This window comes from Brevundimonas sp. T2-11 (assembly GCF_055397675.1).
The window spans coordinates 1,364,991-1,377,505 of the sequence record NZ_AP027920.1 but is presented as its reverse complement, the minus strand read 5'-3'; the positions used below and the strand labels follow the sequence as shown (position 1 = coordinate 1,377,505).

Annotated in this window: 10 protein-coding genes; 7 read left to right on the top strand and 3 right to left on the bottom strand. The window is 66.5% G+C overall.

Annotation, left to right across the window (positions count from 1 at the left end):
- Positions 1 to 35: 35 nt before the first annotated feature.
- Positions 36 to 527 (top strand): pentapeptide repeat-containing protein, encoded by a 492-nt coding sequence (locus tag ACZ5XO_RS06845; protein ID WP_464164519.1) that lies wholly within the window; start codon positions 36 to 38, stop codon positions 525 to 527.
- Between the two features lie 65 nt (positions 528 to 592).
- Positions 593 to 1,492, top strand: coding sequence for a pentapeptide repeat-containing protein (locus tag ACZ5XO_RS06840; protein WP_464164518.1), 900 nt, complete (start codon positions 593 to 595; stop codon positions 1,490 to 1,492).
- A 72-nt stretch (positions 1,493 to 1,564) separates the two neighbouring features.
- Here ACZ5XO_RS06840 and aspS read toward each other — a convergent pair whose 3' ends face one another.
- Positions 1,565 to 3,394 (bottom strand): aspartate--tRNA ligase, encoded by a 1,830-nt coding sequence (gene aspS, locus ACZ5XO_RS06835; protein ID WP_464164517.1) that lies wholly within the window; start codon positions 3,392 to 3,394, stop codon positions 1,565 to 1,567.
- Between the two features lie 174 nt (positions 3,395 to 3,568).
- On the opposite strand from aspS, the gene ACZ5XO_RS06830 reads away from it, so the two are divergent.
- The 4 genes from ACZ5XO_RS06830 to ACZ5XO_RS06815 are packed head-to-tail and all read left to right on the top strand — an operon-like array spanning position 3,569 to position 8,409.
- A complete protein-coding gene (locus ACZ5XO_RS06830) occupies positions 3,569 to 4,243 on the top strand; it encodes a P-loop NTPase family protein (protein WP_464164516.1) in 675 nt (224 codons plus the stop codon).
- A 51-nt stretch (positions 4,244 to 4,294) separates the two neighbouring features.
- Positions 4,295 to 6,526: an RNA degradosome polyphosphate kinase gene (locus ACZ5XO_RS06825; RefSeq protein ID WP_464164515.1), complete on the top strand. Its 2,232-nt coding sequence runs from the start codon at positions 4,295 to 4,297 to the stop codon at positions 6,524 to 6,526.
- Positions 6,526 to 8,028: a Ppx/GppA phosphatase family protein gene (locus ACZ5XO_RS06820; RefSeq protein ID WP_464164514.1), complete on the top strand. Its 1,503-nt coding sequence runs from the start codon at positions 6,526 to 6,528 to the stop codon at positions 8,026 to 8,028. Before ACZ5XO_RS06825 ends, ACZ5XO_RS06820 begins: the two co-directional genes overlap by 1 nt.
- 12 nt (positions 8,029 to 8,040) lie before the next feature.
- Positions 8,041 to 8,409: a VOC family protein gene (locus ACZ5XO_RS06815; protein WP_464164513.1), complete on the top strand. Its 369-nt coding sequence runs from the start codon at positions 8,041 to 8,043 to the stop codon at positions 8,407 to 8,409.
- Positions 8,410 to 8,415: 6 nt separating this feature from the next.
- Here ACZ5XO_RS06815 and rnd read toward each other — a convergent pair whose 3' ends face one another.
- Positions 8,416 to 9,567 carry a ribonuclease D gene (gene rnd / locus ACZ5XO_RS06810; protein WP_464164512.1) on the bottom strand — a complete coding sequence of 384 codons (1,152 nt, stop codon included), beginning with the start codon at positions 9,565 to 9,567 and terminating at the stop codon, positions 8,416 to 8,418.
- 81 nt (positions 9,568 to 9,648) lie between these two features.
- Between rnd and purM the strand changes: the two genes are divergently transcribed.
- On the top strand, positions 9,649 to 10,686 hold the full coding sequence (gene purM, locus ACZ5XO_RS06805) for a phosphoribosylformylglycinamidine cyclo-ligase (RefSeq protein ID WP_464164511.1): 1,038 nt from the start codon (positions 9,649 to 9,651) through the stop codon (positions 10,684 to 10,686).
- A 78-nt stretch (positions 10,687 to 10,764) separates the two neighbouring features.
- Here the strand turns inward: purM and ACZ5XO_RS06800 are convergent, their stop codons facing one another.
- Positions 10,765 to 12,357: a S10 family peptidase gene (locus ACZ5XO_RS06800; protein ID WP_464164510.1), complete on the bottom strand. Its 1,593-nt coding sequence runs from the start codon at positions 12,355 to 12,357 to the stop codon at positions 10,765 to 10,767.
- Positions 12,358 to 12,515: the final 158 nt, after the last annotated feature.

Genomic DNA, 12,515 nt, shown 5'->3' with positions numbered 1-12,515 from the left:
CTTGCTGGGCAGGCCTCAAACCCCGGAGTCCTCGCATGAACCGTCTCGCAATCGCACTCGTCGCCTCGCTGGTCGCCGCCACGGCCCTGCCCGCCGTCGCCCAGAACGCCTCGCAGATCAGCCGCGTACGCGGCGGCGACAGCTGCCCCGGCTGCAACCTGTTCCAGGGCGATTTTTCGGGCATGGAGGTGCGCGGCCTCAACCTGGCGGGCGCCCGTCTGCGTCAGGCGGACCTCAGCCTGACCGTCATGAACCGCACCCGCTTTTCGCGCGCCGACATGCGTGATGTGGAAGCCTATGGCGGCGTCTTCTCCGGTTCGAACTTCGCCGGGGCCGACCTGACCAACGCCAGCTTCGTCGGCGCCTATCTGGACGGCTCCACGATGTCGGGCGCCAAGCTCAACGGGACCAACCTGTCGGGCGCTCGACTGGCCCGCGTAGTCGGCCTGACCCAAGGTCAGCTGAACCAGGCCTGCGGCGACGACGCCACCGTCCTGCCGTCAGGCCTGCGCATTCCGGCCTGCTGAGGGTCCCCTTCGTTACCGCGATTTAAGTAGGGTTATTCGAACGATGGGCGCATCTAGGTAGCGTGATGAAACGCCCGCTCGCCCTTCTCCGTCGCCTGGCCCCCGCAGCCGCAGCCTTCACCGGCGTGCTGGTCGCCGCTCCTGCCTTCGCGGGCGTGGTCGGCCTGACGCAGATGCAGGACCGCGACGTCGCCCGCATGGTTTCACTCGGCGGCAGCTGCAACCGCTGTGAACTGTCCGGCCGCGATCTGTCCGGCGCCACCTTCACCGGAGCCAGCTTCACCAACGCCACCTTGGTCGGCGCCACCCTGCGCGGCGCCGAACTGATCGGATCGAACTTCGCGGGCAGCGATTTCAGCCGCGCCGACATGCGCGGCGTCGAAATGGTCGGCGCCACCTTCCAGGGCAGCACCTTCGCCAGCGCCAATCTGACCGGCGCCGAAGCGACCGGCGCCAACCTGATCCAGACCAATTTTCAGGACGCCAACCTGTCCTCGGCGGAGTTGAACGGCGCAAACTTCAATCGCGCGGTCCTGGTGCGCACGCGCTTCAACAGCAGCGAGATGTTCGGAGCCACCCTGGCCAACGTCCGCGCCACAGGCGCCGACTTCACCAGCGCCGAAATCAACGCATCCAACCTGACCAACGGGGTGTTCGACCGCGCGTCTTTCCGCGAAGCCTCGCTAGACAGCGCCCGCCTGACCGGCGGCAGTTTCGATGGCGCCAACTTCTCGGGCGCATCCATGAATCGGACAGATATTCGCGGCGCCGACCTGTCCAACGCCCGCGGCCTGACACAGGATCAGGTGCACGACGCCTGCGGCGACGGAGCGACCCGCCTGCCGAACGGCCTGACCGTGCGCTCTTGCGGCGGCGGCGTCCGCGTCATTCGCACGCCCCCGGCCCCGCCCGCGCCGCCCATTCCGCCGCGCCAGCGCAACCTGGTCGTCGCCTCGGGCCATTAAGCCCACTGGAATCCTCAAGAAAAAGGGCGGCCCGTAAAGGCCGCCCTTTCCAATTCAGCGCCGGAACGCCGCTTACTTGAGCGGCAGAGCCGTACGGATCGACAGTTCCTTCAGCTGCTTGTCGGCGGCCTCGGCCGGCGCGCTCATCAGCAGGTCCTGGCCCTGCTGGTTCAGCGGGAAGGCGATGACCTCGCGGATGGCCGTCTGGTTGGCCAGCAGCATGACGATGCGGTCGATGCCCGGGGCCAGACCGCCGTGCGGCGGGGCGCCGAAGCGGAAGGCGTTCAGCATGCCGCCGAACTGCTCCTCGACCACCGAGGCGTCGTAGCCGGCGATCTCGAAGGCCTTGAGCATGATCTCGGCCTTGTGGTTCCGGATCGCGCCCGAGCACAGCTCATAGCCGTTGCAGACGATGTCGTACTGATAGGCGCGGATGGTCAGCGGGTCCTGGGCCTCCAGCGCTTCCATGCCGCCCTGCGGCATCGAGAACGGGTTGTGCGAGAAGTCGACCTTCTTCTCTTCCTCCGACCATTCGAACATCGGGAAGTCGACGATCCAGCAGAACTTGAACTGCTCCTCGTCCACCAGCTTCAGCTCGGTGCCGACACGAGTGCGGGCCAGACCGGCGAACTTGGCGAAGACGGCGGGGTCGCCGGCGGTGAAGAAGGCGGCGTCGCCCTTGCCCAGACCCAAGGAAGCCATCAGGGCCTCGGTCGGCTCCTGACCCAGGTTCTTGGCGATAGGGCCGCCCCAGGCCTGCTGATCATCGGACCAGAAGATATAGCCCAGACCCGGCTGGCCCTCGCCCTGAGCCCACGAGTTCATGCGGTCGCAGAAGGCGCGCGAGCCGCCGGTCGGCGCCGGGATGGCCCAGACGGCGTTCTTTTCGTCCGCGCCGAGGATCTTGGCGAACAGGCCGAACCCGCCGTCACGGAAATGATCCGACACGTCCTGCATCTTGATCGGGTTGCGCAGGTCCGGCTTGTCCGAACCGTACCACTTCATCGACTGGGCGTAGGTCAGACGCTCAAAGCCCTTGTGCTCGAAGGTCTGGCCGAAGTCGTTGGTGAAGGTGTGGGTCCCGTCGATGGGCGACACCGGCTTGCCCTCGCCGAACTCGTTGAACACGCCGTTCATCAGCGGCTCGATCGCCTGGAAGACGTCTTCCTGCGTCACGAAGCTCATTTCTACGTCGAGCTGGTAGAATTCCAGCGAACGGTCGGCGCGCAGGTCTTCGTCGCGGAAGCAGGGCGCGATCTGGAAGTAGCGGTCGAAGCCCGAGACCATCAGCAGTTGCTTGAACTGCTGCGGGGCCTGCGGCAGGGCGTAGAACTTGCCCGGGTGCATGCGCGACGGCACCAGGAAGTCGCGCGCGCCTTCGGGCGACGACGCCGTCAGGATCGGGGTCTGGTACTCGAGGAAGCCCTGCTCGACCATGCGCTGGCGGATCGAGTGGATCACCTTGGAGCGCAGGACGATGTTCTTGTGCAGGGTCTCGCGACGCAGGTCGAGGAAGCGGTTCTTGAGGCGAATCTCTTCCGGGTATTCCGGCTCGCCGAAGACCGGCAGCGGCAGCTCGGCGGCTTCGGACAGGACCTCGACCGACAGGACGCGCACTTCGATCTCGCCGGTGGGCAGGTTGGCGTTGGTGGTCTCGGCCGAGCGGCTGACCACTTCGCCGTCGATCTTGATGACGCTTTCAGCGCGCAGGCGCTCGACGGCCTCGAAGCCCGGCGTCTCGGGGTGCAGCACCAGTTGCGTCAGGCCGTAGTGGTCGCGCAGATCGATGAACAGCAGGCCGCCGTGGTCGCGCTTGCGGTGAACCCAGCCCGACAGACGAACATTCGCGCCCGCATCCGTCGAACGGAGGGCGCCGCAGGTATGGGTGCGATAGGCGTGCATGATCGGATATCGTCTGAAAACGGCTGTAGAACAGCGTGAATTAGGAGGGGCGAAAGGCCCATCATCGCCCCGGAAAGTCAAGGCTGGCGGCTAAATCCACAGCGCCGCGCGGTTGTCCACCGTCGCCGAAAACCTGCCCACAGCACGCTGGACGGCCTCTGCTATGGTCTGTTCATGGCCGCACTCGGTTCCGACACCCAGCAACTGCGCCTGCCCCTGCGGCAGGAGGCGTCGCAACGCGCGGCCGATTTCGTCGTATCCGAATCCAATTCGACGGCGACTTCGGTTCTGTCGACCTGGCCCGAAATGGCCGGTTCGATCCTGTCGATCTTCGGCCCGCCCGGCAGCGGCAAGAGCCACCTGGCCGCCGCCTGGGTCGAACGCACCGGCGCTGTCGCCCTGCACGGGGCCGAGGCCGCCCTGGTCGATCCCCTGGAGCTGGAAGGCCAGTTCGTCCTGCTGGATCGCGCCCAGGACGCCGACGACGAGAGCCTGTTCCACCTGATCAACCTGACCCAGTCCGGCGGCGGCGCCCTGTTGCTGGTGTCGCGCGACCCGCCCGCAGCCTGGGCCTGCGACCTGCCCGACCTGAGCTCGCGACTGAACGCCATCCGCACGGTGGGAATCGAAGCGCCCGACGACGTCGTGCTGGGCGCCATGCTGAGGCGCGCCTTCGCCACCCGCAACATTACGCCAGGCGACGAGGTCATCGACTATCTGGCCCGCCGCATCGACCGCTCCGCCGACGCGGTCGAACGCATCGTCGACCAGCTGGACGCCCATCACCGTCCGGTCACTCGCGTCCTGGCCCGTCAGGTTCTGGGCGACAGCGACGAACTGTCTGACTGATTGCATCAGATCGCGGTTGCAGCTGTCACAGGCCCGCGCGACAACAGTCAAATGACTGAAATCGCGCCCATCGCTGTCGACACCACCGGCGAGGAAGTCCCCTCCTCTCGCGCCCCGCAGCTGGAGCTGTCCGAGGCGCTGATGACCTCGCCCGAGCGCTTCATCAACCGCGAACTGTCGTGGCTGGCCTTTAACGGACGCGTGCTGGAAGAAGCCGCCAACGAGGGGCATCCGCTGCTGGAGCGGGTTCGTTTCCTGTCCATCTCGGCCAACAACCTGGATGAGTTCTTCATGACCCGCGTGGCGGGCCTGAAGGGGCAGGTGCGCGAGCGGGTCCGCGTGGTCTCACCTGATGGTCTGACGCCTGCCGAACAACTGGAACAGGTCAACGCCGCCGCCGGGGGCCTGATGGCCGAGCAGCAACGCCGCTGGCGGGTCCTGCGCAAGGAAATGGCCGCCGCCGGCATCGAGGTGGTCGAAGCCGCCAAGATCACGCGCACCGAGCGAGAACGCCTGGAACCCGAGTTCCTCAGCCAGTTGTTCGCCGTCCTGACGCCGATGGCGATCGATCCGGCCCACCCCTTCCCCTTCCTGCCCAACCTGGGCTTCTCGCTGGCGCTGAAGCTGCGCCGCAACAGCGACAACCGCGTCCTCTACGCCCTGGTGCCGGTCCCGACCCAGGTGCGGCGCTTCTGGGCCCTGGCCACCGACGGCCGCTCGGCGCCGGGCCGCAAGCGCTTCGTCTCGCTGGAAAACCTGCTGCTGCTCTTCATCGACCACCTCTTCCCCGGTTGCGAAATTCTAGAGAAGGGTCTGTTCCGCCTGATCCGCGACTCGGACATCGAGATCGAGGAAGAGGCCGAAGACTTGGTCATGGAGTTCGAGGAGGCGTTGAAGCAGCGCCGCATGGGCTCGGTCGTCCGCATCAAGATCCAGGCCTCCATGCCCGAGGACCTGCGTGACTTCATCATCGCCGAACTGCACGCCCAGCCGCAGGACGTGGTTCTGGTCGAGGGGATGCTGGGCCTGGCGCAACTGGCCGAACTGATCCCGGGCGGCCACCCGGACCTTAAGTTCAAGGGCTATGAGCCGCGATACCCTGAGCGCGTCCGCGACAACGGCGGCGATATCTTCGCGGCGGTCCGCGAAAAGGACATGCTGATCCACCACCCGTTCGAGAGCTTCGATGTGGTGGTGCAGTTCCTGCGACAGGCGGCGCGCGATCCCAACGTCATCGCCATCAAGCAGACCCTGTACCGCACCTCCAAAGACAGCCCCATTGTCGCCGCCCTCATCGAGGCGGCCGAAAACGGCAAGAACGTCACCGCCCTGATCGAGTTGAAGGCGCGCTTCGACGAAGAGGCCAACCTGCGCTGGGCGCGGCAGATGGAGCGGGCCGGGGTCCACGTCGTCTTCGGCTTCGTGGAGTACAAGACCCACGCCAAGCTGAGCGTCGTGGTGCGGCGCGAAGGCGAGGCCTTGCGCACCTATTGCCACTTCGGCACCGGCAACTATCACCCGACGACGGCCAAGATCTACACCGACCTCAGCCTGTTCACCTGCAACACGGTTCTGGGTCAGGATGCGACGCGGGTTTTCAACTACATCACCGGTTACGCCGAGCCCGATGAGCTTGAGGCCCTGGTCGTCTCGCCCTTGAACATGAAGACCAGCCTGCTGGAAATGATCGGCAAGGAGATGTCGGCCGCCGCCAAGGGCAAGCCCGCCGCCATCTGGGCCAAGATGAACGCCCTGGTCGATCCCGAGATCATCGACGCCCTGTATCGCGCCAGTCAGTGGGGCGTGCGCATCGAACTGGTCATTCGCGGCATCTGCTGCCTGCGTCCCGGCGTGCCGGGCCTGTCGGAGAACATCCGGGTCAAGTCGATCGTCGGCCGCTTCCTGGAACACAGCCGCATCGTCGCCTTCGCAAACGGTCACGACCTGCCCAGCAACAAGGCCAAGCTCTACATCTCGTCCGCCGACTGGATGCCGCGCAATCTGGATCGTCGCGTCGAGCTGATGACGCCGATCCTGAACGCCACCGTCCACGATCAGGTGCTGGATCAGATCATGGTCGCCAACCTGAAGGACGACGCCCAGAGCTGGACCCTGGCCGCCGACGGAACCTATCACCGCGTCACGCCCTCCGGTCCTGAACGTCCCTTCTCGGCCCACAAGTATTTCATGACCAATCCCAGCCTGTCGGGCCGCGGCCGCAAGGTGAAGACCCTGCCCGGCGCCCTGTCCTACGCAGGCCTCAAGGCCCGGAAACGCCGCTGATGGGCGTCGAGGCCGAATATCCGTCGCGCCAGATCGCCGTCATCGACATCGGCTCCAACTCGGTGCGTCTGGTGCTGTATCGGCTGGAAGGCCGGGCTGTCTGGACCATGTTCAACGAGAAGGTCCTGGCCGGTCTGGGCCGTGATCTGGCCGCGACGAAGCGCCTGTCGGTTCCCGGCGTCGTCTCCGCCATGACAGCCCTGCGCCGCTTCGCCGCCGTCATTGAGGGCGTCCAGCCGGACCAGACCATCATCGCCGCCACCGCCGCCGTACGCGAGGCCGAAGACGGCGCCGACTTCTGCGCCCGCGTGGCCGCCGAGACGGGTCTGCAGGTCCGCGTTCTCAGCGGTGAAGAGGAAGCCCGCTATTCAGCGCTCGGCGTCCTGGCCGGCGCACCGGGCTCGCACGGCGTGGCCGCCGACATGGGCGGCGCCAGCCTGGAATTGACCCGCATCGGCAATGGCGGTCGCAATCGCCCGCTGGACAAGGGCGTCACCCTGCCCCTGGGACCCTTCTCACTGGTGGATCCCAAGGGTTTCGACGTGGATCGTCTGCGCTCGCGCATCGCCAAGCGGTTGGCGCCCGTCGCCGACGCCTACGCCACGACCGACCTGCACGCCGTCGGCGGAGCCTGGCGCAGTCTGGCCCAGATGCACATGGCCCAGACCAACCATCCGCTCCGGATCGTCCACGAATACGCCATGAGCGCCGCCGACGCGCGCGACCTGGCCCGACTGGTGGCGCGCCAGTCCAGGGCCTCGCTGGAAAAGCTGCCGGGCGTATCCAAGCGCCGGGCCGAGACCCTGCCCTATGCCGCCCTCGTGCTGGACGGATTGATCGAGGCCTTGGGGCTGAACTCCATCACCTTCTCGGCCTGGGGCGTGCGCGAAGGCCTGCTCTACGCCGGACTGTCGCCCGAGATGGCGGCGGTCGATCCCCTGCTGGCCGGCTGTTCGGCATGGGGCGGTCGTCAGGGCGTGGACCCGGCCCTGCCCCGTGCTCTGGACGGCTGGCTGCAATCGGTCGTCTCGGCCATGCCCGAAGCCTTTGGCGAGGAGCGCGACGCCCTGCTGACCGCCTCGGTCTGTCGGCTGGCCGATCTCGGCGCGCGGCTCCATCCGGACCACCGGGTCGATCTGGTCTTTGATCAGGTGCTGCGTTCGCCCATTCCGGGCCAGACTCACGCCGAACGCGCCTTCCTGGCCGTGGCCATGAACGCCCGCTATGGCGGCGAGGCCAGGACGCCCGCGCCCGACGCCGTGAACCGCCTGCTGCCGGCATCCGGCCAGAAGCGCGCCCGCGCCCTGGGCCTGGCCATGCGGCTGGCCTGCGACCTGTCAGGCCGCTCGCCGCAACTGCTGGCCAACGCCGCCGCCACGGTCGAGAAAGGCGCGCTGCGCATCACGGCGGCCGAGGGCTACGCCGACATGCTGCTGGGCGAACAGACGCGCCGCCGCGCCAAGGCCCTGGCTGAAGCCATGAATCTGACGCTGAAAATCTAGAGAAACCATCCCATGCCCGTGACCGGAATCGGCGGCTTCTTCTTCCGCTCCAAGGACACCAAGGCCCTGGCCGACTGGTATCTGACCCACCTCGGAGTCGGGGCGCTGGAAAACGTCTGGATCTGGAACCAGCAGGCGGGGCCGACCGTCTTCGCCCCGTTCAAGGAAGACAGCGACTATTTCGCCGCCGACCACCGCTGGATGCTGAACCTGCGGGTCGAAGGGCTAGACGACCTGATCGCCTCACTGAAGGCCGCGGGGATCGAGGTCATCACCAAGCCGGAATGGGACGCCCACCCCGAGATCGGACGCTTTGCGCGCATCCATGATCCCGAGGGCAATCCCATCGAGCTGTGGGAGCCGGCGTCTCCGCCGGCTTGATCCCGACTAGCCTTCGATTTCGACCACTTCGACGCGCGAACCGTTCAGCACCAGGGCGATCTCGCCCTTCTTGAGCTTCAGCGCGTCGTCGCCGAACAGCTGACGACGCCAGCCCTTCATGGCCTCGACGTCGGCGTTGTCGTCGTTGGCGATCTTTTCCAGATCGGCGACGTTGGCGATCAGCTTGGTGGCCACGCCGGCGTTGTCGCTCTTGGCCTTCAGCAGCACTTTCAGCAGCTCCACCACCGAAGGCGGGGCCGGCTGGCTGTGAGCCGGGCGTTCCAGCTTGGGCGCATGGGCTTCGGGGTCGGCCAGGACGCGCTTCAGTTCAGCGGCCAGCTCCAGACCCAGACGCGAGCCGCCAAAGCCCTTGGGCACCGAACGCAGACGGTTGAAGGCCTCGGGATCGGTCGGCGCCTGCACGGCGATCTCGTCGATGCCCTCGTCCTTGAGGATACGGCCGCGCGGCTGATCGCGTTCCTGCGCCGCGCGCTCGCGCCAGACGGCGACGGCGACAAAGGCGGCCAGATACTTGGCGCTGAACTTCTTGGGCTTCAGACGCTTCCACGCATTCTCGGGCGTAGTGTCATAGAGGGCCGGATCGGTCAGGGCGCCCATTTCCGACATGACCCAGTCGAGACGGCCTTCCTTCTGCAGCCGATCACGCAGCTTGGGATAGAGGGCGGCCAGATGGGTCACGTCGCCAATGGCATAGGTCAGTTGCGCATCCGACAGCGGGCGACGCGCCCAGTCGGTGAAGCGGCTGCCCTTGTCCAGTTCCTGGCGCAGCATCTGGCGGACGAGCTGCTCATAGCTGACCTGATCGCCGAAACCGGCGGCCATGGCGGCGACCTGGGTGTCGAACATCGGCTTGGGCATGGCGCCCAGACGGTTGAAGATCTCAACGTCCTGACGGGCGGCGTGGAAGACCTTGATGATCGATTCGTCGCGCAGCAGGGCGAGGAAGGGCTCAAGGTCCAGATCCTCGGCCATCGGATCGATGATGGCGGCGTCCGTGGGCGAAGCGGCCTGGATCAGGCACAGCTTGGGCCAGTAGGTCGTCTCGCGCATGAATTCGGTGTCGACCGTGATGAACGGGGCCTTGGCCAAGCGTTCGCAGAAGTCGATTAGCGCGTCATTGGTGGTGATTGGCGTCATTCCGATGCTATAGCCCCGCGCGACGCCGTTGTGGCAAGAGCGCCGCGACAGATTTTCGCCCCCGATATCGAGCCGTGACCGATGAGCGACACCCCCGAAGCCCTGAAAAACGGCCTCACCTACGCCGATGCAGGCGTGGACATCGACGCCGGAGAAATGTTGGTCGATGCGATCAAGCCTCTGGCCAAGTCGACTCGCCGCCCCGGCGCCGAAGCTTCGCTGGGCGGATTCGGCGCCCTGTTCGATCTGAAGGCCGCCGGTTTTGAAGACCCGCTGATCGTCACCACGACCGATGGCGTCGGCACCAAGTTGAAGATCGCCATCGAGACCGGCCGTCATGACGGCGTGGGCGTCGATCTGGTCGCCATGTGCGTCAACGACCTGCTGGCGCAGGGCGCCGAGCCGCTGATGTTCCTGGACTACTACGCCACCGGCAAGCTGGACGTGGACGCCGCGCGCCGCGTCGTCGCCGGCATCGCAGAGGGCTGCCGTCAGTCGGGCAGCGCCCTGGTGGGCGGCGAAACGGCCGAAATGCCGGGCATGTATTCGGGCGGCGACTATGATCTGGCCGGCTTCTCGGTCGGCGCGGTCGAGCGCGGTCAGGTCCTGCCCTACCTGGACCAGCAGAAGGCCGGCGACATCATCATCGGCCTGGCCTCGTCGGGTCCGCACTCCAACGGCTATTCGCTGATCCGCAAGGTGGTCGAGAAGTCCGGCCTGGCCTGGGGCGACGACGCCCCCTTCGCCAAGGACTGCACCTTGGCCCAGGCCCTGATGGAGCCGACCCGCATCTATGTGAAGCCGGTCTTGCCGCTGATGAAGGCCGGTCTGGTCAAGGGCGCCGCCCACATCACGGGCGGCGGCCTGATCGAGAACCCGCCGCGCTGCATCGCCGAGGGCCTGCAGGCTGCGTTCGACTGGAACGCCTGGGCCCTGCCCTCCGTCTTCGAATGGCTGGGTCAGGTCGGCGGCATCTCCGACCACGAACTGCGCCGCACCTTCAACTGCGGCGTCGGCTTCATCCTGATCGTCTCGCCGGAAAACGCCGAGCCGGTCCTGGCCGCCCTGCTGAACGCGGGCGAGGAAGCCTTCATCTGCGGACAACTGGAAGCCGCCTGAGCTTCCAGCGCCTGAAACGACAAAGGCCCCGGTCTCGCGACCGGGGCCTTTTTCTTTGGCGATGAGCCTGAGTTCAGATCAGCGAACCCCGCCGTTCTGGGTCTCGTCGTAGAACCTGGCCAGATCGACGTGCAGTTCCTCCAGCGCCTTGCGGCTCGTGTACATCATGTGCCCGCCCTCGTAGTAGGTGAACTCCAGATTGTCCCGCAGGTGCGGCTCCAGCATCATCTGGGCCAGATCAAACTCGGTCGAGAAGAAGGGCGTGGCGGCGTCGTAGTAGCCGTTCAGCGCCAGCACCTTCAGGTGCGGGTTGCGGCGCATGGTCGTGGCCAGATCAACGGCCGTGTTCGGCGTGGTCTGCGGCCCGCCCACCGGCGGACGGTGGCTCCAGTTCCAGTTGAAGCCCGGCAGGCCGCGCGCCGACTGGCGATAGTCCATGTCGGTGCGGAAGTTCAGCGTATTGGCGATGTAATCGTTGAAGACGCCGAAATAGGCCCCGGTGATGGCGCTGCTGGACGGGTCTTCCTCAGGCGAACCGCCCACGGCGTCGGCGTCCATGCCCAGATAGCGGGTGTCCAGACGGCCGATGGTCTCGCGACGATCCCGCAGCAGCTCCTTGCGGAACGGCGACAGCTCGACCCGCAGGTTGGCGTTGTCGATGAAGGTCGGCGACAGGCCAATCAGTTCGCTCATCTGCTGGGCGATCTGGGCGCGCTCGGCGTCCGAGATCATGTGCCCCTTGGCCAGGGCCGCCGCATAGGGGCCCATGGCGAACTCACGCGCCCGCTGGACGTGGGCTTCCACCGTGGCCGGGCGGTTCGGCACCTTGTTGTGATACCAGGCCGTCGCCGCATAGGTCGGCAGCAGGGTGATGAAGTTCTGGGCATAGCCCGGCTGACGCACGCCGTAGTTCATGATCGACGACAGCAGGATGACGCCGTTCAGCGACATCCCCCGGCTTTCCAGCTGATGCGCCACCGCGCCGGTGCGCAGGGTGCCGTAGCTTTCGCCCAGCACATACTTGGGGCTGGACCAGCGGTTGAACTTGCTCGTGTAGCGCATGATGGCGCGGGTGAAGGCGTCCGCGTCCTGATCCACGCCCCAGAAGGTCGAACCCGGTGTCTCGGCCAGAGGACGCGAATAGCCCGCGCCGACCATGTCGATGAAGACCAGGTCGGTCTTGTCCAGCAGGGTCATGTCGTTGGGACCGACATTGAACGGCGCCGGGCGCTCGACCACCGGATCATCCGTCAGCACCCGCACCGGGCCGAAGGCGCCCATATGCAGCCACACGGTCGGCGAGCCAGGCCCGCCGTTGTAGAGATAGGTCACCGGACGGCGCCCCGCTGGCTGACCGTCCAGGGTATAAGCGACGTAGAAGAGGCTGGCCGTCGGCATGCCCGCATCGTCTCGGATCGTCAGGGTGCCGGCCGTGGCCTTGTAGCGCATGGTCCGGCCGTGGGCGGTGATCGAATGGCTGGTCGTCACCTCCTTCTCTTCCGGCGTGGCGCGCGCCCAGTTGCGTTCGACCTGCTCGGCGTTGGCGTTGCGCAGGCGGTCCGAAGCCGAGCGAACCGGGCCGGAACCGCCGCCGGAGGCCTCCTGAGCCATGGAAACCATCGGCACAGCCAGGATCGCCGCCGCACAGACAGCCGAAAGCAGATGACGCATTATGAAACTCCCCCTCACGCGCCGGACATCCCGGCGGCGGGACGCTAACGCCAAGCGGGGCCGTCCGGCAACGGACTTTATAACGCCCTGATCAGCGACATGGGCTTGCCAAGACGCGACAGCGGTCGCATCCCTCGCCCCTCCCCGATCCGTCGCCT